Below are 21,618 nucleotides of genomic sequence, written 5' to 3'. Positions count from 1 at the left end.
GCAGCAACAGGGTTGTCACAGCCGCAAAACTAAGCCAGCCGGGGCGGTTCGACGTCGGTGACGTCGATGACCTCGCCGTCGATGACGTCGGGCCGGACGGGTCGGCCGGCGGCGACCAGAGGCCGGCCGAGGCGGCGGGCGACCATCGCAACCACCAGCGGGCGGGCGACTGTTCGCGTGGGCGGCAGAAGCAGCAGCAACCCGACGGCGCTGCTGACCAGTCCCGGGACGACGAGCAGGCCAGCGCCCAGGGCGGTCAGCGCGCCGTCGGTCACCGGGCTGCGGCCGGCCACCAGGTCCGCGAGCTCACGCTTGACCCGCGATCCGGCCAGCGCGGCACCGGCGACGACGGTGCCCAGCAGCACCAGCAGCGTCCACCCGAGCCCGATCGTGTGGGCCAGCGCCACCACCACCGCGAGCTCGACGAGGACGTAAACCAAAAACAGTCGCGCCACCATGTGATGCCAACGCTCGCGCCCGCTGTGGGAGTTCCGTCGCCGCGCGCAGCGCGGTTAGATGTCTTTTCGTGACGACAATTCAGATGGACACCCCGGCCGGGCCGATCGACGCGCTGCTCGACGTTCCCGACGGGCAAGGCCCCTTTCCGGGCGTGGTGGTGATTCACGACGCCATCGGCTACGGACCGGACAAAGAGTCGATCAACGACCACATCGCCGCGGCGGGATACATTGCGATCACCCCGAACCTGTTCGCGCGCGGCGGACGGGCACGCTGCGTCCCGAAGGTCATGCGGGAGTTGATGACCCAGCGCGCCGGTCGCGCACAAGATGACATCCTGGCTGCCCGCGACCACCTGCTGTCGCTGCCGCAGTGCTCGGGCAAGGTCGGCATCGCCGGTTTCTGCATGGGAGGCCAGTTCGCATTGGTCATGTCGCCCAAGGGTTTTGGCGCCTCAGCACCGTTCTACGGCACGCCGTTGCCGCGCCACCTCAACGAGGTGCTGGACGGGGCGTGCCCCGTTGTGGCCAGCTTCGGCAGTCGGGATCCACTGGGAATCGGGGCGCCGAAAAAGCTGCAGCGGGTTCTCGAGCAGAAGGCCATTCCGAACGACGTCAAGGTCTATCCGCACGCGGGGCATAGCTTCGCCAACAAGCTGCCGGCCCAACCGCTGCTTCGCATCACCGGTTTCGGCTACAACCAAGCCGCTACCCAGGATGCGTGGGCGCGGGTCTTCGCGTTCTTCAGGGAGCACCTGCACGACGCTACGTAGCGGCGCTCAACTCGATTCCGACGTTCTTCTCCATGCCGCCACGCATTTTGCTGAAGAAGTTGAACACCGCGCCGACGATTCCGTACTTCTCGCCGATGGCCTGGTAGACCGAGCCGTTGTAGGTCTTCTCGAGGATGGTGGCCGTCGCCTCGATCGGCTCACTCTTGGGGCGCCCACGAAGGTCGCAGATCGCCAGCGTCACCCGCGGGGTGTTGCGGATCCTTTTGACCTTCCACGACTTTTCCTCGCTGATGACCAGCAACCGGTCTCCGTCGGGCGCCGCCCATACCGGAGTCGGCTTGGCGCGTCCGTCCTTGGTGAAGGTGGTCAGCAAGACATAGCGCGACTTCGCGAGGTCGGCAAAAGTGGGTGCCACGGCCCCAATTTACCGGCTAGCCCTCGAGGTCGCCTTCGGTTTCCAGCAGCACCTGACGCAGCCCGTCGAGGGTGTCGGGTTGCGGGTCGGCCCACATGCCGCGGCTGACCGCCTCCAGCAACCGTTCGGCCATCCCGTGCAGCGCCCACGGATTGGACTCGGCCATGAATTTGCGGTTCTCGGCGTCGAGCACGTAGGCCTCGGTGAGTTGCTCGTACATCCAGTCGGCCATCACATTGGCGGTGGCGTCGTAGCCGAACAGGTAGTCGACCGTCGCGGCCATCTCGAAGGCACCCTTGTAACCGTGCCGGCGCATCGCGGTCATCCAGCGCGGATTGACGACGCGGGCGCGAAACACCCGGCTGGTTTCCTCCGAGAGCGTGCGGGTGCGAACGGCGTCGGGGCGGGTGTTGTCGCCGATGTAGGCGGCCGGTGCCCGACCGGTCAAGGCCCGCACGGTGGCGACCATGCCGCCGTGATATTGGAAGTAGTCGTCGGAGTCGGCGATGTCATGCTCGCGCGTGTCGGTGTTCTTGGCGGCCACCGCGATCCGCCGGTAGGAGCGGTTCATGTCGTCGATGGCTTCCCGGCCGTCCAGGCCACGGCCATAGGCGAATCCGCCCCACGCCGTGTACACCTGCGCCAGGTCGGCGTCGTCGCGCCAGTTGCGGCTGTCGATCAGCTGCAACAGGCCCGCGCCGTAGGTTCCGGGCTTGGAGCCGAAAATCCTTGTGGTGGCGCGTCTTTCGTTGCGATGCTGGGCGATGTCGGCCTGGGCGTGGGCTCGTACGTAGTTGTCGTCGTCGGATTCGTCGAGGTCGGCGACCAGCCGCACCGCGTCGTCGAGCATCGTCACCACGTGCGGGAACGCGTCGCGGAAAAATCCGGAGATCCGTACGGTCACGTCGATGCGGGGCCGACCCAACTCGGTCAGTGGGATCGGCGTCAGCCCGACCACCCGCCGCGACGCGTCGTCCCAGACCGGCCGAACGCCCAGCAGCGCAAGCACTTCGGCGATGTCGTCGCCCGCGGTACGCATCGCCGAAGTGCCCCACACCGACAGCCCGACCGATCGCGGCCAATCGCCGTAGTCGTCGCGGTAGCGGGCCAGCAGCGAATCCGCCATCGCCACACCGGTTTCCCACGCCAGCCGCGACGGCACCGCCTTAGGGTCGACGGAGTAGAAGTTGCGTCCGGTGGGCAGCACGTTGACCAGGCCGCGCAGCGGCGACCCCGACGGTCCGGCCGCGATGAACCGGCCGTCTAAAGCCCTGAGCACTTGGTCGATTTCGGCACCGGTGCCGGCCAGTCGCGGCACCACCTCGGTGGCGGCGAATCGCAGCACGGCGGCAACGTCGTCGTCGTCGGTGAGGCGCGAGGCGGCGTCGGGATCCCAGCCGGTGTCCTGCAACGCCTTCACCAGTTGCCGTGCCGCGGCCTCGACCTCGTCGACACACACCCGCTCGTCGGTGCCGTCCTCGGCGAGGCCAAGCGCCTGGCGCAACCCGGGCACCGAGTGCTCGCCGCCGAAGAGCTGGCGGGCCCGCAGGATCGCCAGCACCAGATCCAGTTCCTGTTCGCCAGTGGGCTTTTGGCCCAGGATGTGCAGGCCGTCGCGGATCTGGACGTCCTTGATCTCGCACAGCCAGCCGTCGACGTGCAGCAGCATGTCGTCGAACGAGTCGTCTTCGGGCCGCTCGGACAGCCCGAGATCGTGGTCCATCTTGGCGGCGCGGATCAGCGTCCAGATCTGCTGGCGGACCGCGGGCAGCTTGCCGGGATCCAGCGCGGCGATCGTGGCGTGCTCGTCGAGCAGTTGCTCTAACCGGGCGATGTCGCCGTAGGTTTCGGCGCGGGCCATCGGCGGGATGAGGTGGTCGACGAGCACGGCGTGCGCTCGCCGTTTGGCCTGGGTGCCCTCGCCGGGGTCGTTGACCAGAAACGGGTAGACCAGCGGCAGATCGCCCAGCGCAGCGTCGGATCCGCATGCCGCCGACATGCCCAGTGTCTTGCCGGGCAGCCATTCCAGGTTGCCGTGTTTGCCCAGATGCAGCACGGCGTGCGCTTGGAACCCGGTGTCGAGCCAGTGGTAGGCGGCCAGATAGTGATGGCTGGGCGGCAGGTCGGGGTCGTGATAGATCGCCACCGGGTTTTCCCCGAATCCCCGCGGCGGCTGCACCATCAGCACGACGTTGCCGGCTTGCAGTGCGGCGATGACGATTTCGCCGTCGGGGTCGTTGCTGCGGTCGACGAACAGCTCGCCGGGCGGTGGCCCCCAGTGCTGTTGCACCGCGTCGGTGAACTCGGCGGGCAGCGTGGCGAACCAGGCGCGATAATCGTTGGCGGACACCCGGATCGGGTTGCCGGCGAGCTGGCCGTCGGTCAGCCAGTCGGGATCCTGGCCGCCGCGTTCGATCAGCGCGTGCACCAGCGCGTCGCCATCTTGCGCGTCGACGCCGGGCAGCTCGCCGATGTGATATCCGTGCTCGCGCATTGCTCTCAGCAGCGCGACGGCGCTGGCCGGGGTGTCGAGTCCGACCGCGTTGCCGATTCGGGCGTGCTTGGTCGGATAGGCGGAGAAGACGACGGCTATTCGCTTGTCGGCGGGGCTTATTCGGCGCAGTTGCGCATGCCGGACGGCCAGCCCGGCGACCCGTGCGCAGCGCTCCGGGTCGGCCACATAGGAGATCAGCCCCTCGTCGTCAATCTCCTTGAACGAGAACGGCACCGTGATGATGCGCCCGTCGAACTCCGGGAGCGCCACCTGGCTGGCGACGTCGAGGGGGCTGAGCCCGTCGTCGTTCTCGTGCCACTGCTGCCGGGAGCTGGTCAGGCAGAGCCCCTGCAGGATCGGGATGTCCAGGGCGGCCAGGTGTTCGACGTTCCAGGAATCGTCATCGCCGCCGGCCGACGCCGTCGCGGGTTTGACTCCCCCGGCGGCCAGCACGGTGACCACCATCGCGTCGGCTTGCGACAGCACCTCGAGCATGTCGGGTTCGGCGGTGCGCAGCGACGCGCAGTACACCGGCAGCGGCCGGCCACCGGCGGTCTCGATCGCCCGACACAGCGCTTCGACGTATCCGGTGTTGCCGGCCAGGTGCTGGGCGCGGTAATACAGCACCGCGATCGACGGGCCGATCGCAAGTGCGGCGGAGCCGGGCGCAGCGGGTCGGCCCGAATCAGACGGGCCGATCGCAAGTGCGGCGGCTGGGCGGTCCAGCAGCCCCCAGGTCGGCGTGCTCTGCGGCGGCGAGAACCCGAACCCCGTCATCAGCAGCGTGTCGGACAGGAAGGCGTGCAGTTGGCGCAGGTTCGGGACGCCGCCGTGGGCCAGATAGATGTGGGTTTGCAGCGCGATCCCGGCCGGAGTGGTGGAGCGCTCCATCAGATCGGCATCCGGCGACTGCTCCCCGCTGACCACCACGGCCGGCACGCCGCTGGCCAGCACCGTGTCGATGCCGTCCTGCCAACTCCGGTAGCCGCCGAGGATCCGAACCACCGCGATGTCCGCGCTGCCCAGCAGCGCCGGCAGTTCGTCGGGCACCAGCCTCGACGGGTTGGCCCACCGGTAGTTGGCGCCGCTCGCGCGGGCTGTGATCAGGTCGGTGTCGGACGTCGACAGCAGCAGCACGGTGGGATCGGGCACTCGTCATTCGTACCGTAGGCCGGCCGGCGTGAAATGATGTGGCCCATGCCTGTCGCGGGAAAGGTCGTCGCGATCACCGGCGGTGCTCGGGGCATCGGCTTGGCTACCGCGAGCCTTCTGCACGGATTGGGCGCCGAGGTGGCGATCGGCGACGTCGACGAAACGGCGGCCACCGAGGCCGGCGTCGGCCTGGATTGCCACCGCCGCCTGGACGTGACGGACCGCCAGTCCTTCACCGATTTCCTCGACGCGGTCGAAGAGCAACTCGGGCCCATCGACGTCTTGGTGAACAACGCCGGCGTCATCGCGGTGGGCAGCGCGGTCGAGGAGTCCGACGCCGTCACCAAGCGGCTGCTGGACGTCAACATCTACGGCGTGATCCTGGGGACCAAGCTGGCCGCGCAGCGCATGCTGCCGCGCGGTCGCGGTCACGTCATCAACATCGCGTCGCTTGGCAGCGTGCTGCCGACGGCCGGCATTGCCACCTATTGCGCCACCAAGCATGCCGTGCTCGGATTCACCGACACCGTCCGCCTGGAAAACCGCGGCAGCGGCGTCCACTTCTCCGCGGTGCTACCGACGTTGACGAATACCGAGATGATCGCCGGCGTGGGACACGCGAAGGGATTCCGCAACGCCGAGCCCGACGACGTCGCCAAGGCGGTGGCCAACCTGATCGTCAAACCGAAAGCGCGCGTGTTGGTTCCGCGCTCGATAGGCGCCGCAGTGGCCGTTCAACGTTTCCTGCCGCAGCGACTGGGCGAGGCGCTCGGCCGAGCATTGGGTAGCGAGCGGGTGTTCACCACCGTGGATGTCGGGCAGCGCACCGGGTATGCGAAGCGGTCCGGGACGTCCTGATCAGCGGACGTCGAAGTCGGCGAGATCGGGCTCACGCAGTAGTTCGCGGTGACGCTCGGGTTCCCACGGGAACAACTCGGGCAGACCGTCCTTGCCCAGATACCAGCTGTTGCAGCCGGTGACCCAGATCGTTTGCGGCATCGCGGCTTTCATGCTCTCGTTGTAGTCCTTGGTGGCCACCTCGGTGGGCGCGGCGGCACGGATGTTTCCGTCCCGGATCTGGTTGATCCACCACATCGCATAGTCGGCCTGATCCTCCGCGATCGGCACCAGCGACTGGTTGCCGATCGGCGAGTGCGGGCCCATCAGCATGAACAGGTTCGGGAAGCCGGGCACTGCGACCGACCGGTATGCCTGTGGCCCGTCGGCCCAGGCTTCCTCCAGAGCGAGCCCGCCTTCGCCGATCAGCTGCAGCGGCCGCACATAGGCGCGGGCGTCGAAGCCGGTGGCGTAGACGAGTAGGTCCAGCTCGTGCAGGACGCCGTCGGCGGTGACGACACCGCGCGGCTCGATGTGGTCGATCGCGTCGGTGACCACCTCGACGCCCGGCTGCTGCACGGATCGGTAGAAGTGGCCGGCAAAGATCAGCCGCTTGCACATCGGCTGGTCCTTCGGGGTGAGCTTGGCCCGTAATGCCGGGTCGCGCACCGAGAGCCGCAGATTCCATCGGCATTGAACCTGAAAGAGTCTGCGCTGGAAGCCGGGACGAATCGGTGCCCGGCCGAACATGCGCCGCACGTACCAACCCCAAAATCGATACGGCACATCGTTTAGCCGCGGCCAGCGGCGCAACGCCGCCCGGGTCAGCGCAGAGTAGCGCAGGTTGGGCATCGGGCAGATCCACTGCGCGGTGCGCTGAAACACCGTCAGTGCCCGGACCTTGCCACCGAGCTCCGCGACGATCTGCACACCGGTCGATCCCGTGCCGATCAACCCGATCCGCTTGTCCGGCAAGGAAACCGAATGATCCCAGCGCGACGAATGAAAAGCCGGACCCGCGAACGTCTCCCGGCCCGGGATGTCCGGATAACGGGGTACCCGCAGCACGCCGGTGGCGGTGATGAGCACGTCGAAGAACTCCTCGCCGTCGGCGGTGGTCAGCCGCCAGCGCCCGTCGTCGTATCGTGCCGACGTGACGTCGGTGCCGAACCTGATGTGCGGGCGGATGGCCCGCTCGTCGGCCACCCTTCGGAAGTAGGCCTGGATCTCCGGACCCGGCGGCAGCAGATGCGACCAGTCCGGGTTGGGTCGAAACGAATAGGAGTAATACCGCGACGGCACGTCGCAGGTGAGTCCCGGGTAGGTGTTGTCGCGCCAGGTTCCGCCGACGTCGTCGGCCTTCTCGAATATGGTGTACGAGTCGATGCCGGCCTGTTGCAACTTGACCGCCATGCACAGGCCCGACATGCCGGCGCCGATGATCGCGATCTTCAAGGGGCGTTTGTCCGCGATGTCAACCACCAGAATCTCCAGACGTGGGCTGGCCTGATCCTACGTCGCGTAAGCCGGTCCGCCCCCGCCATCGGGAATTGAGGTAGCCGACTACCCTATTCGCGCTCGCCGCGTCGGCGGAATAGTCGACTGGTCACCAGGGTGCTGCGCACCCGAAACACGACCAGGGAGGCCAGCGAAATGTCGAACGTCGATACCGCCAGGTCGGCACACGAAGCGTTCAGCCGCGGGGATTTGGCCACATTGAAGGAGTCCTACGCCCAAGACGCGGTCTGGGTGTCCTCCGACGAGATTCCGCCCGGCGGGGAGATCCACGGCCGCGACGCCATCATCGAGATGATGGGCCGGCTGCCGGACTACTGGTCCACGGTGAGCGTCGAACCGGACACATACATCGACGGCGGCGACTACGTCGTGGTGCTCGGCACCGTCCGTTTCGGCAATGACAAAGGCAGCGCCGAATCGCCGTTCGTCAACGTGCTGAAGTTCGACGGCGACGGCAAAGTCGTGCGCGGTGAAATCCACACCGACAGCGCCAAATTCGCGAAGCTGCAAGCCTGATCGCGATGGGCAAGGTCGGCGATCACGCCGTCGTCCTGGGCGCAAGCATGGGCGGGTTGCTGGCCGCCCGCGTTCTGGCCGACTTCTACTCCACCGTCACGGTGGTGGAGCGCGACACTCTGCGACACGACGCGGTGCACCGGCGCGGCGTGCCGCAGAGCCGCCACGTTCACGGTCTGCTGAGCACAGGCTCGCGCATTCTGGACGAGCTGTTTCCCGAACTGCTCGACGAGCTCGTCACCGCGGGCGCCAACGTCCTGGAGGGCGGCGACGGTACACGCGTGTGGCTTCGCTTCGCCGGCCATGACCTGAACCGCTCGGGCAGATTCGCCGACCCGGGCGCGGTGACCTCATACCTGGCCAGCAGGCCGTTTCTGGAGTCGCATGTGCGGGCGCGGTTGCGACGGTTCGCCAACGTGACGCTGCTCGACGGCCACGACGTGGTCAACTTGTTCGGCGACGGGACCGGTCGAGTGGCCGGCGCGCTGGTGGCGGATCGCGACACCGGCGAGAACGTCTTCATGGAAGCCGATCTCGTCGTCGATGCGACGGGCCGTGCCGCGCGGACACCGGCGTTCCTGGAGAATTTGGGCTATCGGCGTCCGCCCGAGGAACACATCGTGGTCAAGGTGGCCTACGTCAGTCAGATGTTGCGGATACCGCCGAACACGCTCGACGAAAAGCTGATTCTGATCGGTCCGTTGCCGGACCGGCCGACCGGCGGGGCGCTGTTCGCCTACGAAAACGACACCTGGATGCTCACGCTGGCCGGTCTCAGCGGACACGAACCCCCTGCCGATCCGGCCGGCATGATTAGCTTTGCCGAGCAGTTCGCCCCGGCACCGATGATCGCCGCGATGAAAGCGGCCGAGCCGCTGTCCGAGCCGTGCCATCACCGTTACCCCGCCAGCAAGTGGCGACGCTACGACAAGATGCTGCACTTCCCGGCCGGGCTGCTGGTCTTCGGAGACGCGATCTGTAGCTTCAATCCGGTCTACGGACAAGGCATGTCGGTGGCCGCCCTGGAGGCAATTGCCTTGCGCGACTGCCTGCTTCGCGGAGACCACGATCTGCCCCGGCGGTTTTTCCGCGCAGCCGCCAAGACGATCAAGTCGGTCTGGAAGATGGCTTCGGGTGCGGACCTTGCCCTGCCTCAGGCCCAGGGACGACGTTCGGTGTCCATGCGATTGTCGAATTGGTACACCGCGCACGTGCTTGCCGCCGCCGCATCCGATCCGGTCGTCACCGAAGAATTCGTGCGGGTGATGAACCTCGTCGACCCGCCGACGCGGTTGCTGCGGCCGTCGGTTATCGCGCGGGTTGCCACCACAGGCCGGCGCCAGGCCCGACTTGAGGCCGCGGTCCCCGAGCCGGAATTGGTTGCGGGATAACTACCTGGCGGACCGGACCCCATTGAGCAAGTTCACCAGCTGGTCGCGTCGCTCAATCCCCAGCTTGGCGAACGTGCGGTACAGGTGCCCGTCCACCGTTCGCACCGACACCGACAGCCGATCGGCGATCTGGCGGTTGGACAAGCCGCTCGCCACCAACATCGCGATCTCGCGTTCACGGTCGGTGATCGGAAGCGGGCGTGCCGCGGCTTTGACCGCCGGAGTTCGTATTTCGTACTGGCTGGCCAGCCAGTGCGCCCGGGTTGACGACTCCAGCTCCTTGCCGCGGCGGCCGCTGCGGTCGTGCTCACGCGCCGCCTGCGCGGCCGCGTCGGCGGCAAGCGTCAGCGCACCGACCTCCGCGAAGCGGTCTGCCGCGAAGTCCAACTGATCGCCGTCGTGGCCGGCAAGCCCGCGCGCATGTGCCGCGATCGCCTCCGCCATCGGAGTGTTCAGCGTCTTGGCGAGCTCGCCCAGCCGCGAGGCATGCGAGCGATCGCCGAACCGTACGGCGGTGTGCAGTGCCCGCATCTCGACGGTGGGCAACCCGGATCGCCGTGCAATCTGCGCCGCATGTATCGCATGCGATTGGGCCGCAGTGGTTTCGCCGGCGCACGCTCGCTCCCAGGCTCGCGCCAACTCGAGCTCCGGCAGGAATACCGCAACCTGCGGGCCATAGGCTTGCCGGGATTTGTCCAACGCGGCGGCTGCCGCGTCGCTGTCTCCCCGCGCACCTTCGGCCTGCGCCTGCCAGGCGGTGACCAGCATCATCCATGCCGACGGAAAGCCTTGCGACAAACCGGATATCGAGTCGGCAAATGCCGAGCACGCGGCGGGCAGCTCGCCGCCGGCAAGGTGCACGAGCCCGAATATCGCGGCCACCATGGCGTCTGCCGCGGGCACACCGGCAGCCATCGCGGCGTACCGTTCCGCCGCCGCTTCGGCCGCCTGCTGATCACCGGCGGCCGTGTGCGCCATCACCTCGGCCAAGCCGAGGGCGAACCGCTGCGGCCCGGACTCGCTGGACGTCGCGGCCCGCAATCCGGCGTCGACGATGGGCGCGACCTCGCCGAACCGGCCGACGCCGGCCAACGCACAAGCCGTCGGCACCGCCGCCCACACCGTCGCCAACGGAAGCACGCTGGATGCGCACAGGCTCGGACCCACTTCGATGGTGGTCGCGACGTCACCGGAGAAGAACGCAAACGAGACCTGCAGGGCCATCGCCATCGCGCCGCTTGCCTCGGAACCGACGCGGCCCCTGACGTTTTCGAGCACCCGTTGGGCGGCGTCGGTTCGCCCGCACTGCCAGAACAGGTTCGCCGCACGCAGACAACCCCACCGCATGGTCAGCAGCTCGTCGCCGCTGTCGGGGTCGAACCCGGACAGCACCACCTCGGCTTCGTCACCGCGCCCCTGCCAGCTCAACGCGTCGGCGAGCACGATGGCGGCCCGTAAACCGCCGCCGCAGTCCAGTGCGTATCGGGCCAACTCTTCGCCGTAGCCGAGGTTCGACATGGTGACCGCGCTTGCCGCGGCGGTGATGATCACGTCGAGGTCCGGCTCCAAGTCGCTTCGCATCATGAACTGCGCCAGCCGGATCTGGCCACGCAGGTCGGGCAGTCGCGAACGACGCCCTCCGGCTCGCAGGTGTTTCTGAAGTGCTTGTGCCAGAAGACCATTGAGTTGCCGCGAGCGAACCACACCGGCGAGCCGGATTGCGGCGTCCCCCAGAACGGGGTGATTCAACTGCACAACGGTCTCGGATCCGTCGGCGAGCAGTTGGATCATGCCCCGACGCTCCAGACGGGCCACCGCGTCCGCGTCGCAAAGCCCGCGCAGGATCTCCCAGTCCAGCAGCTCTCCGGTGGCCAAGATCTCCACCGCTTCCAGCTCTTCGGGAGTCAGGGATCGCAGCCGAAACTCGAGCAAGTCGTAGAGTTCGCGGTCCGCGCGCAGCGGGCCGCGAAGCCGCCAGCCGTCGTCGGCGTGGACCAGCACCCCGTTCTCCCGGCCGGCACTGAGCAGGCCCCGCAGCAACAGCAGGTTTCCGCCGCTGCGGGCGTAGAGCTCGTCGACCAATCGCTGCTCGACCACACCGCCCAGCACTCGGCGCGCCAGCTCCCCGGTCTGCTCGGGGGTGAACGCGTCGATGTGCAGGGTCAGCAACAGCCGTTCTTTGCTCAGCGCCGTCACCGCGTCGAGCACCGGCTCGCCCGACCGGATCGTCACGACCAGGCGCGCGCTGCCGTTGACCGCGAGCTGATACACCAACGTGGCCGACAGCGGGTCGAGCAGCTGGGCGTCGTCGACGACGACCACGAGGTTCGCATCCTTTTCCAGGGTCGCGTGCGCGGCGGCCAGCATCGTGGCGGGCTCATGCGCCGCGTCGACGGTGACGGCGCGCGAGAATGCGCCCAACGGCACCTCGCGGCCCGTTTCGGTGCCCAGCACGAAGCGCACCGTCTCCCCTCGCGCTTCGACAGCCGCCGCGAGCGCGCGGCCGAGCGTCGATTTGCCCACCCCGCTGGCACCGACCAATGCGACGCCCCGGAATTCCGAGTCGTCGCCGAGTGCGGCCATTGCCTGGCGGAACTCGTCATCACGGGCGACTAGCGGCCACTTCGACGCGGTCTCTGTTTGCACCGGATACAGAGCCTCCTGAGCCACGCGCTGTTGGGGGCAGAGTACGCCCGGACCAATCCGCCCGCGCGAATTTGCCCATGCGTGGTAGCCGCGGCGGGCGTGCTCGGCAGTCCGGCTTTCCTGGTGATCCCGCAACCCCATGGTCAGCCCTTCTACCTGGTGCCGTTACGGGGGCTCCCGCGCTCCGGATTGTAGAAGAATCGTCCAATCTACCGGATGTTTTTCCGCATTCGGTGCTTACGGCCTGGCGAGATAGGGTCGCACGACGTCGTTGAACCGCCGGTCTGCCCAGTTGGCGAACCTCGGCGACGACTGGATCTGGCCCGATGCCGCGAACAGGTCGGCCAGCCGCTGTTCGGAGGCGACGCCGATCCAGTCCCCGTTGGTGACTCCCTAGGCCTCGGCGATACTGCGCACCGGAATCTGCTGCTCGGCCTGCGCGGTGTAAGGGTCCCAGATGGCCCATGCCTCGGCTTGGTGTTGCGCGAAGGCGGACAGCGCGTCCGCCGGTTGCAGGTATACGAACTTCACGTCGGAGGGCCGCAAGCCGGCCTTGTCCAGCTGCGCGAGCACGTTGCCGTGCGACGAGCTGCCTTTGCCGACGATGATCGTCTTGCCGCGCAGGTCCGCGACCGAGCGGATCGGCGAATCGGCATGCACCAGAATCCGATTGCCCGCACCACCGCCGCCGTAGGCGGAGACGGCCTTGACCTTGGCGTTGCTCGCGGCCCCGAAGATCGGCGGGGTGTTGCCGGTGATCGCGAAGTCGATCTTGCCCGCGGTGGCCGCCTCGACTCGTGGCGCGAAACACACCCGGTGACAACCAAACTCAGCACGAGCAATACGTGCCACACCTTCGGCATCACCGCGGCGGCACCCCCAACTGGCCAAGCAGTTCGGCGCGATACCGCTCGTTATGCGACGCGCGGGGATGGTCGATGGTCAATGCATGAATCACCCGGCCGTTCTCGAGGACCAACACGCGATCGGCGAGCGCCAGGGCTTCGTCGACGTCGTGGGTGACCAACAGGACACCAAACCCGTGACGGCGCCACAGCTCCAAGAGCAAGGCGTGCATGGTCAGCCGAGTCAATGCATCGAGCGCACCGAATGGTTCGTCGAGCAGCAACAGCTGTGGCTCGGCCACCAGTGCCCGGGCCAACGAAACCCGTTGCGCCTGACCGCCCGAGAGTGTCAGCGGCCATGCATCCGCGCGGTCGGCGAGCCCGACGTCGGCAAGTGCCCGCTCGGCGCGCTGTCGAATCTGCGGCGCAGACAGCCGGGTCCGGGTGAGCCCGTAGCCGACGTTGGTGCGCACGTCGCGCCAGGGAAACAGTCGCGGCTCCTGGAACGCCAGCGCCGGCGCGCCGGCGGTCATACGTTCGCCGGTGTGATCCGTCGACAGCCCGGCCAGCACCCGCAGCAGTGTGGACTTGCCCGAGCCACTGCGCCCGACAAGGGCAACGATCTCGCCTCGTCTGATCTGCAATGAGACGTCGACGAGTACATGACGGTTGCCGTACCACTTGTCGACGTGACGCAGCTGTCCGGCGACATCGGTGTCCTCCCGACTGGCTGTCAAAGTAGCTGTCACAGTTGGCCTTTCACTGTCGATACCGCAGGGCGCGGTGTTCGAAGACCCGGACGATTGCGTCGGTGACGATGCCAAGCAGCGCGTAGACGATCAGTCCGAAGATGATGATGTCGATGCGCAGGAAGTCTCGGGCGTTGTTGATCAGAAAGCCGATCCCCTTGTCGGCGTTGATCTGTTCGGCGACAACCAATGTCAGCCAGGCGATCGCCAGCGATTGCCGCAAGCCCACCAGCACCAGGGGCGCTGCGCTGGGGACGATGATCCGGCCGAACCGTTGCCAGAACGAAAAGCCAAGCACCTGAGCGGCTTCGAGCAGCTTCGGGTCTACCTGGCGAATCGCTGCAAAGCTGTTGAGGTAGAGCGGGAAAGCAGCACCCAATGCAACGAGCAGCACTTTGGGCAGCTCGCCGATCCCGAACCACAGGATGAGCAGGGGGATCAGTCCCAGATGCGGCAGCGCACGCAGCATCTGCATGGGCGGGTCGACGGTCGACTCGAACCAACGGGACAGGCCAACCGCTGAGCCCACGGCGATTCCGACCAGCCCGCCCAGCAGCAGACCCTCGACGACCCGCGTTCCGGACACCTGTAGCGCGTCGGCGAGCTGCCCGTTGTCGAGCAGTTCCACGCCGGCCTCGGCGATCAGCGAGGGAGCGGGCAACACATCCTCGGGTATGACGCCGATGGCGCTACCCAGCTGCCAGAGCACCACAAGCGCCACGGGCGACGCTAAGCGCAGAATTTCCCATTTGCGACGCGCCCACACCCGTGTGCCGATCGGCGCTGTTGCGATGCTCACGGTGTCGACGTCCTCATGGTTGGGGCACAAGCAGATACGACGCAACGCATGGTTGCGGCCCCAGACGTTATGCGCCGAAGATCAGATCGGGTAAGGGTTTTCCGCTGGGTGAGCCAATCTCGATCACTGGCCTGAAAGCAACCCCGTACCGTGAACACGTGCAGAGATCCCGCCACACCGATGCCTGTCCGGGTGCGCTGCAGGTGCATCAGGCGGCCGACGGCGCGCTGGCGCGGGTGCGGCTGCCCGGCGGGACGATCAGCGCCGCCCAGTTGGCGGCGCTGGCCGCCGCGTCCAGCAGGTTCGGCTCAGGCACACTCGAGCTGACCGCTCGCGGAAACGTGCAAATCCGCGGGATCACCGATACCGCGGCGGTCGCCGAGGCGGTGGCCGAGGCCGGCTTGCTGCCGTCGGCGACCCACGAGCGGGTCCGCAACGTCGTCGCGTCGGCGTTGTCCGGCCGGGTGGGCGGTGCGGCCGATGTGCGCGGGTGGGTCAGCGAGCTGGACGCCGCGATCCAGGCCCAACCGGCGCTGGCGTCGCTGCCGGGGCGGTTCTGGTTCAGCATCGACGACGGCCGTGGCGACGTGTCGGGGTTGGGCGCCGACGTCGGCGTGCACGTGCTCGAGGGCGGCGCGGCGCTGCTGCTGGCCGGCCGCGACACCGGTGTCCGGCTTGAGGCCGGCGAGGTTGTGGACAGACTGGTCGCGGTTGCGGTGCGGTTTGTCGAGACGCGCGGAAAGGCGTGGCGCGTAGTCGAATTGGCTGATCCGCGGGTGCTGGTGCCTGGCTCCGGACTCGGCTTGCGGCACACGCCCGTCACTACACCCCCAGTGGGCTGGATTTCGCAGGACGACGGCCGGGTGGCGCTGGGCGCCGTCGTGCCGCTGGGGGTTTTGGCGGCCCGCGTCGCGGAATATCTGGCCGCGATCGGGGCGCCGCTGGTGGTCACGCCGTGGCGCTCGGTGCTGATCTGCGACCTCGACGAGGCGGTGGCAGATGCGGCGCTGCGGGTGCTGGCACCGCTGGGCCTGGTGTTCGACGAGGCCTCGCTGTGGCTTTTGGTCAGCGCCTGCACCGGCAGCCCTGGCTGCGCGCATTCGGCCGCTGATGTGCGCGCCGACGCCGCCGCGGCAGTGCAGGCGGGCGAGGCGGACATCAGGCGGCATTTCGTCGGCTGTGAGCGGGCGTGCGGCAGCCCGCCCGTCGGCCAGGTGCTGGTCGCTACTGGCGACGGCTACCGGTTGCAGACCAGGCCTTAAGGTGAGCGGGTGCTCGACTACCTGCGCGACGCCCACGAGATCTACCGGCAGTCGTTCGCGACCATCCGGGCCGAAGCGGACCTGACCCGGTTCCCCGCCGACGTCGAACAGGTGGTGGTGCGGCTGATCCACACCTGCGGCCAAGTCGACCTGGCCGAGCATGTGGCCTATACCGACGACGTGGTCGCCCGGGCCGGCGCAGCGCTGGCCGGCGGCGCCCCGGTGCTGTGCGACTCGTCGATGGTGGCCGCCGGGATCACCAAGGCGCCCGGACCGGTCGTGTCGCTGGTGGCCGACCCCCGCGCCGCGAAGCTTGCCGCCGAGCGGGCGACGACGCGCTCGGCTGCCGGAGTGGAGCTGTGGGCGGATCGACTGGGCGGGGCGGTGGTCGCGATCGGCAACGCGCCCACCGCGCTGTTTCGGTTACTCGAGCTCGTCGACGAGGGCGCGCCGGTGCCGGCCGCGGTGCTGGGCGGGCCGGTCGGCTTCGTCGGGTCTGCGCAGTCCAAGCAGGAGCTGATCGAGCGTCCGCGCGGCATGTCGTATCTGGTGGTGCGGGGCCGTCGCGGCGGTAGCGCGATGGCCGCCGCCGCCGTCAACGCGATCGCGGCCGGTAATGCCTAGGCGGGGCACGCTTTTCGGCGTCGGTCTGGGACCCGGCGATCCTGAGCTGGTGACCGTCAAGGCCGCGCGGGTGATCGGGCAGGCGGACGTGGTGGCCTATCACAGTGCGCGGCACGGCCGCAGCATCGCCCGCGGGATCGCCTCGGCTTACCTGCGGCCCGGCCAGATTGAGGAACACCTGGTTTATCCGGTCACCACCGAGACCACCGATCATCCCGGCGGGTATGCCGGGGCGATCGAGGATTTCTACGCCGAAGCCACGGCCCGGATCGCCGCGCACCTGGACGCCGGGCGCGACGTGGCGCTGCTGGCCGAGGGCGATCCGCTGTTCTACAGCTCCTACATGCATCTGCACACCCGGTTGACCGAGCGGTTCGACGCGGTGATCGTGCCGGGGGTGACGTCGGTGAGCGCGGCGTCGGCGGCGATCGGGACACCGCTGGTGGCAGGCGACGAGGTGCTCTCGGTGCTGCCGGGCACGCTGCCGGTCCCCGAGCTGGCCCGCCGGCTTTCCGAGGCCGACGCCGCGGTGGTCTTGAAGCTGGGCCGCTCGTATCCTGCTGTCCGAGAAGCGCTTTCGATGTCGGGGCAACTCGACGATGCGTTGTACGTGGAGCGGGCCAGCACTGCGAGCCAACGGGTATTGCCCGCCGGTACGGTCGACGAGACCAGCGTGCCCTATTTCTCGCTGGCCATGGTGCCGGGCGGGCGACGCCGCGAGTCACGGTGCGGCGGCGTGGCGGTGGTGGGTCTGGGCCCCGGGCGGTTCGACTGGATGACGCCGGAATGCCGCCGCGAGCTGGCCGCGGCGACCGACCTGATCGGCTACGGCCCGTATCTGGATCGCGTACCGGTCCGGGACGGGCAGCGCCGTCATGCCAGCGACAACACCGACGAGGTCATGCGGGCCCGACTGGCGTGCACTTTGGCGGAGCAGGGCCGCGCGGTGGCGGTGGTGTCGTCGGGTGATCCCGGTGTGTTCGCGATGGCGACCGCTGTGCTGGAGGAGGCCAAGCAGTGGCCGGGCGTGTCGGTGCGGGTGATTCCGGCGATGACCGCGGCGCAGGCGGTGGCCAGCCGGGTCGGCGCGCCGCTGGGTCACGACTACGCGGTGATCTCGCTGTCGGACCGGCTCAAGCCGTGGGACGTCATCGCCACACGGCTTTCCGCCGCGGCCGCCGCCGACATGGTGCTGGCGATCTACAACCCGGCGTCGAAGAGCCGGACCTGGCAGGTCGCGGCGATGCGGGATCTGCTGCTGGAGCATCGCGATCCCGGCACCCCGGTGGTGATCGGCCGCGACGTGTCCGGACCGGACGAGCGGGTGACGGTGGTGCGGTTGGCCGATCTGGACCCGGCCGACGTCGACATGCGCTGTCTGCTGATCGTCGGCTCGTCGCAAACGCAGTGGTATGCGGATCGCGTGTTCACCCCGCGCCGATATCCTTCTTAGGCCACCGAATGGCCACTTATGACACGCTTTTTGCGAAATAGCGTGTCATAAGTGGCCATTCGGCGGTTGCCAGGACGGGTCGCGACCAAGGCGGGCCAGCAGCTTCGACTGGATGTCCGCGTCGTCGTCGACGGCGACAGGGGCGGCGAACATCCCTGATCCACTGGAGTTTTCGGGCAGCCCCTCGAAAAACATTGTGCACCAGCCGGGATCGAGCCGGTCGTCGGCGCCGACTGCACGCGCCAGATCCCAAGTGTGCACCAGCACGTCTCGGGTGAGGTGTGGCAATGGCACGTCGATGACCCACTCACGGTCCAACGCCTCCTTCAACCGGTCGACGGTCAACTCCCAGCGCCGCTGTGGGTCGTGGCGGGGACGCTGCGGCTTCAGTCCGAGCGGCCGAAGCAGCAACACGTCGTGAAAGCCGATCACATGCTCGAGCACTCCGCGCGCGTCCCAGGCGTTGCACGGGGTTGGGCGGTCCCACTTCCCGTCGGCCGACCGGACCGGGTCACCGAAGCGTCGGCACACCGCCAAATGCAGCCGGCCGGGTTTGGTATCCACTACATCGCCTCGGCCACTGCGATATGGCCTTCGAAGCCAAGCGATGTGGCCATGGCCCGGTAGCGATCGACGAAATCGCGATAGGTACCGTCGTCGCCGCGGGCCTTTGCCAGTAGCGCACGCAGTCGTAGCAGTGCCACGTCATAGAGCACGAAACCGGGCTCGACGGGCACCGCCGCCAACCGCTCGATCGCCGACTGCGCTTCCTGTAGGTCGGCTTGGGTACCGCGTTGCAACAATGTCTCGACTAAAGCGGCAACTGCTGCTCCTCGATAAATCAGTGAGCCAGTGGCGATTTCGTGGTCGACCAGGGCACGCAGAATCTCGGTAGCTCCGTCATGATCTCCCGTACGTGCCCTTTGCTTTGCAGTTTCCAATTCGATCGCATGCACCTCGCCCATCATGAAACGCTTCTCCAAGATGGCATGACGAGCCATGGCGAGTAGGTGGAAGCCATCGCTACGTTGCGGCTCTTCCGATTGAGCAAGGATGAGGCCACGCAGAAGGCGGGCAGCCGTCAACGCGAAATCGTCGCCGCGCTGTTCCGCCCGGTTGAGCGTCTCCGCGGAGTCCTGCAGGAGCGGGGTGTCGTTGCGCAGCAGCCCATGCAGTGTCCCGAAGTTGTAGACGAGCAAGTCGAATACGGCGCGGCCGCCGGGCTGGACCTCGCGGCATATTGCCGCAGCCTGTTGCATTTGGTGCTTCCATGCCGGCTGCCCCAGACACGCCCGTGCGACGGCTTGTGTCATCAGCGCCCATATCAGCGGGGTTTCGATGATGAGATCTCCCATGTGGAAATCGCCGTCGGCCAGGTCAATCACGCGCTGCGCCAACCGCACGCATTCGGTTACCTCGCCCACTCTCATTTTTGGGGTCAATGCCATCCACAGCAGTGCGACCGTCAGCGATGGGTCGGCAATCGACTCCAGCAATGGTTCGAGTTCGCCGGACAGCTGCGACGCTTCGTGAAAGCGCTCGTGGCCAGTGAGTGCCTGTATTTGGCCGGCCATACCGATTGCAAGTGACACTTTGTCATCAGCCTCGGCAGCCATGGTCCGGAGTTCGTCGAATCCGGTGTCGGCGATGTCGCCTCCTGCGCGCCAGGCGGTTGCGCACAGCCGGGCCCGGGGTGCGATGCGCATTGCGGCGCGATCGGGATCGTCGGCGGGCAGCCGGTCGGCTATCCGGCGTGCTCGCTGCCAGCTGGTCCAGGCCGCAGCAATGTCGCGGTACGCCCGCAACCACGTGCCGGCACGCATGTGCCAACTGAACGCTTCGTGTAGGTCCCCGGCGGCTTCAAGATGCTCGGCAATCAGTGACGCATTTTCGTCGGTCTGCTCGATGGCTGCGGCCAACTTTCGGTGCAACTCGGCACGGTCCGATTTGAGCTGTGATTCGTAGGCCACCGAGCGGATGAGCGGATGGCGAAATGCATACTCGGCGCACGGGCTGAACTTGACCTGGTCGACAAGCTCTGCCTTGACCAGCGTTTCGAGGTTCGGATCAGCGCCCACCGTGGTGAGAAGCTCCGCATCGAACGACCCGATCACCGCGGCTGCGTTCAGGGTGCGTTTCGCTGTCGCGTCCAGGCGGTCGATCCGCGCGGCTATGGCCGCATGCAGGCTGGCCGGCACGTGCACTTCGCCGTGCTCATCCACACATACATATGCCCCGGGCCCGCCGGTGACCACGCCTCGATCGGCAAGATCACGGATGATCTGCTCGGCGAAAAACGGGTTTCCGGCGACCCGCTCAGCGATCTGGTCGGCCAGTGCGGCAACCGAAGGGTCCGACCCCAGTAACTCCTCGATCAACACCAAAGTTTGCGAATCGTCCAGTGGGGCAAGCGCAATCACTTGCCCGGCCGGGGCCCTAGTGAGCTCGCCGCTGTATTCGGGCCGGTATGTGATCAGTACCAGTGAGCGAGTCCGCGGAACCACCGCGAGGAAATCGGCAAGCATGGATTCGCTCGCCTGATCGATCCAGTGCGCGTCCTCGATAACGTAGACACGCGGTGTCGAGCGGGTCAACGCGGCCGTAATCATCAGCGCCGTCAGCCTGCGCCGACGAGCATCGGGCGCGATATCAGCCAGATCGGTTGCAGGATCGCGGATGCCGAGCAGGTCGTCGAGGAGTACAAGATCCGCGGGATCGGCATCCGGCAGTTGGCTTCGAACCGTGGCCCGCGCCGTCGCATCGTCGAGATCCGCCGTTCCCAACACCGCCCGCAGTAGCCGGGTCACCGCGTGGAATGCGACCTCGCTGGTATGAGACTCGCAGTATGTCCAAAAGACTTGCACGCCCTGGCTATCCGCAACGGAGCTCGTTTCGGCGACGATGCGGCTCTTGCCGATGCCGGGCGGACCGACTACCGCGGCGACACAGCCATGGCCTGTTGTCGAACGATTCAGCATCGCCGTCAGAGCGGCAAGTTCCCACTCGCGGCCCACCAGTGTCGAGGCGTGCGGACCAATACGCTCGCGGGGTGCCGCCAGTGCCACAAGTCGGCGTGCCGACACCGGATCGGCGGCGCCCTTGATGGTTACCAGTTCTGGGTCCGCGAGGACGGCGACGTTCTCGGCGAGCCGCGCAGTGGACGCACTGAGCATCACGCCGCCGGGAGGCGCCGCGGATTCCATCCGCTGAGCCATACCGACGTGAACTCCCACCGCGGTGTAACCCATAGCACCCGAACCGATCTCACCGGCAATCACCTCGCCGGAGTTCAGACCTATTCGCAGCTGCAGCGCCAGAGCATCTTTCGCCTCCACCTCGGCGGCTAAGTGCCTGGCTTCTCCCTGGATTTCCAGGGCAGCTGCACAGGCACGAACAGCATGGTCCTCCAAGGACACCGGGGCCCCGAAGATCGCCATGATCCCGTCGCCGGTGAATTTGTCGACGGTGCCGCCGTAGCGCCGCACGACCGTCGACGCACGATGGACGAGCGCGGTCATGATCTCGCGGAGCCGCTCGGCGCCCACGGCAGCAGCGATATCCATTGATCGCACCACATCGGCGAACAACACCGTCACTTGCTTGTACTCCGCGGCGCCAGTCCGAGCAGTCAGCGGCGACCCGCACTCATGACAGAACTTTGCGTTGACGCTCAGCGCTGTGCCGCAAGCAGGGCAGGCCGAATCCGCGGCCGTCATGGAACCGCC

16 protein-coding genes and 1 pseudogene are annotated in these 21,618 nt (G+C 67.4%); 7 read left to right on the top strand and 10 right to left on the bottom strand.

The annotated features are described in order from the left end of the window. Positions 1 to 29: 29 nt before the first annotated feature. Positions 30 to 458 (bottom strand): FxsA family protein, encoded by a 429-nt coding sequence (locus G6N47_RS18745; RefSeq protein ID WP_083131899.1) that lies wholly within the window; start codon positions 456 to 458, stop codon positions 30 to 32. A gap of 68 nt (positions 459 to 526) precedes the next feature. Here G6N47_RS18745 and G6N47_RS18740 point away from each other — a divergent pair, with 68 nt between their 5' ends. Beyond that, positions 527 to 1,231: a dienelactone hydrolase family protein gene (locus G6N47_RS18740; protein WP_083131900.1), complete on the top strand. Its 705-nt coding sequence runs from the start codon at positions 527 to 529 to the stop codon at positions 1,229 to 1,231. On the opposite strand, the gene G6N47_RS18735 is transcribed toward G6N47_RS18740, so the two are convergent. Next, positions 1,224 to 1,607, bottom strand: coding sequence for a PPOX class F420-dependent oxidoreductase (locus tag G6N47_RS18735; protein ID WP_083131901.1), 384 nt, complete (start codon positions 1,605 to 1,607; stop codon positions 1,224 to 1,226). The genes G6N47_RS18740 and G6N47_RS18735 overlap by 8 nt on opposite strands. Before the next feature lie 16 nt (positions 1,608 to 1,623). After that, on the bottom strand, positions 1,624 to 5,253 hold the full coding sequence (gene cobN / locus G6N47_RS18730) for a cobaltochelatase subunit CobN (RefSeq protein WP_083131902.1): 3,630 nt from the start codon (positions 5,251 to 5,253) through the stop codon (positions 1,624 to 1,626). 45 nt (positions 5,254 to 5,298) lie between these two features. Here cobN and G6N47_RS18725 point away from each other — a divergent pair, with 45 nt between their 5' ends. Then, a complete protein-coding gene (locus tag G6N47_RS18725; RefSeq protein WP_083132005.1) occupies positions 5,299 to 6,111 on the top strand; it encodes an SDR family oxidoreductase in 813 nt (270 codons plus the stop codon). Here the strand turns inward: G6N47_RS18725 and G6N47_RS18720 are convergent, their stop codons facing one another. Then, positions 6,112 to 7,563 carry a flavin-containing monooxygenase gene (locus tag G6N47_RS18720; protein ID WP_083132006.1) on the bottom strand — a complete coding sequence of 484 codons (1,452 nt, stop codon included), beginning with the start codon at positions 7,561 to 7,563 and terminating at the stop codon, positions 6,112 to 6,114. It lies immediately after the preceding gene. A gap of 180 nt (positions 7,564 to 7,743) precedes the next feature. On the opposite strand from G6N47_RS18720, the gene G6N47_RS18715 reads away from it, so the two are divergent. Both G6N47_RS18715 and G6N47_RS18710 read left to right on the top strand, forming a co-directional pair. Then, entirely contained in the window at positions 7,744 to 8,124 is a 381-nt protein-coding gene (locus tag G6N47_RS18715; RefSeq protein WP_139799496.1) for a nuclear transport factor 2 family protein, read from the top strand. Positions 8,125 to 8,129: 5 nt separating this feature from the next. Beyond that, complete coding sequence (locus G6N47_RS18710) at positions 8,130 to 9,515, top strand: FAD-dependent oxidoreductase (protein ID WP_083131904.1); 1,386 nt, start codon at positions 8,130 to 8,132, stop codon at positions 9,513 to 9,515. Here G6N47_RS18710 and G6N47_RS18705 read toward each other — a convergent pair whose 3' ends face one another. The 4 genes and pseudogenes from G6N47_RS18705 to G6N47_RS18690 all read right to left on the bottom strand — a co-directional run bounded on the left by G6N47_RS18705 (position 9,516) and on the right by G6N47_RS18690 (position 14,554). Further along, complete coding sequence (locus tag G6N47_RS18705; protein WP_332108326.1) at positions 9,516 to 12,161, bottom strand: LuxR C-terminal-related transcriptional regulator; 2,646 nt, start codon at positions 12,159 to 12,161, stop codon at positions 9,516 to 9,518. It abuts the gene before it with no gap. A gap of 237 nt (positions 12,162 to 12,398) precedes the next feature. Further along, positions 12,399 to 13,040 (bottom strand): annotated as a pseudogene (locus tag G6N47_RS18700) (PhnD/SsuA/transferrin family substrate-binding protein); the annotation flags it as partial. Further along, positions 13,024 to 13,755, bottom strand: coding sequence for an ABC transporter ATP-binding protein (locus G6N47_RS18695; RefSeq protein ID WP_083131905.1), 732 nt, complete (start codon positions 13,753 to 13,755; stop codon positions 13,024 to 13,026). The pseudogene G6N47_RS18700 and the gene G6N47_RS18695, both read right to left, overlap by 17 nt. 10 nt (positions 13,756 to 13,765) lie before the next feature. Continuing rightward, the gene (locus G6N47_RS18690; protein ID WP_139799498.1) at positions 13,766 to 14,554 is read right to left on the bottom strand and encodes an ABC transporter permease; all 789 of its coding nucleotides are present in this window, start codon (positions 14,552 to 14,554) and stop codon (positions 13,766 to 13,768) included. 158 nt (positions 14,555 to 14,712) lie between these two features. Between G6N47_RS18690 and cobG the strand changes: the two genes are divergently transcribed. The 3 genes from cobG to G6N47_RS18675 are packed head-to-tail and all read left to right on the top strand — an operon-like array spanning position 14,713 to position 17,893. After that, entirely contained in the window at positions 14,713 to 15,816 is a 1,104-nt protein-coding gene (cobG, locus tag G6N47_RS18685; protein ID WP_083131906.1) for a precorrin-3B synthase, read from the top strand. A gap of 9 nt (positions 15,817 to 15,825) precedes the next feature. Then, on the top strand, positions 15,826 to 16,440 hold the full coding sequence (locus G6N47_RS18680; protein ID WP_083131907.1) for a precorrin-8X methylmutase: 615 nt from the start codon (positions 15,826 to 15,828) through the stop codon (positions 16,438 to 16,440). After that, complete coding sequence (locus tag G6N47_RS18675) at positions 16,433 to 17,893, top strand: precorrin-2 C(20)-methyltransferase (RefSeq protein WP_083131908.1); 1,461 nt, start codon at positions 16,433 to 16,435, stop codon at positions 17,891 to 17,893. Before G6N47_RS18680 ends, G6N47_RS18675 begins: the two co-directional genes overlap by 8 nt. Before the next feature lie 45 nt (positions 17,894 to 17,938). Here the strand turns inward: G6N47_RS18675 and G6N47_RS18670 are convergent, their stop codons facing one another. Beyond that, entirely contained in the window at positions 17,939 to 18,457 is a 519-nt protein-coding gene (locus G6N47_RS18670; protein ID WP_232080240.1) for a maleylpyruvate isomerase N-terminal domain-containing protein, read from the bottom strand. After that, entirely contained in the window at positions 18,457 to 21,609 is a 3,153-nt protein-coding gene (locus tag G6N47_RS18665) for an adenylate/guanylate cyclase domain-containing protein (protein ID WP_083131909.1), read from the bottom strand. Before G6N47_RS18665 ends, G6N47_RS18670 begins: the two co-directional genes overlap by 1 nt. Positions 21,610 to 21,618 lie beyond the last annotated feature (9 nt).

Source organism: Mycobacterium branderi (assembly GCF_010728725.1).
In the GTDB taxonomy this organism is placed as follows: Bacteria; Actinomycetota; Actinomycetes; order Mycobacteriales; family Mycobacteriaceae; genus Mycobacterium; species Mycobacterium branderi.
The sequence above is the reverse complement of the archived record's forward strand: the minus strand, read 5'-3'. Positions and strand labels throughout refer to the sequence as shown.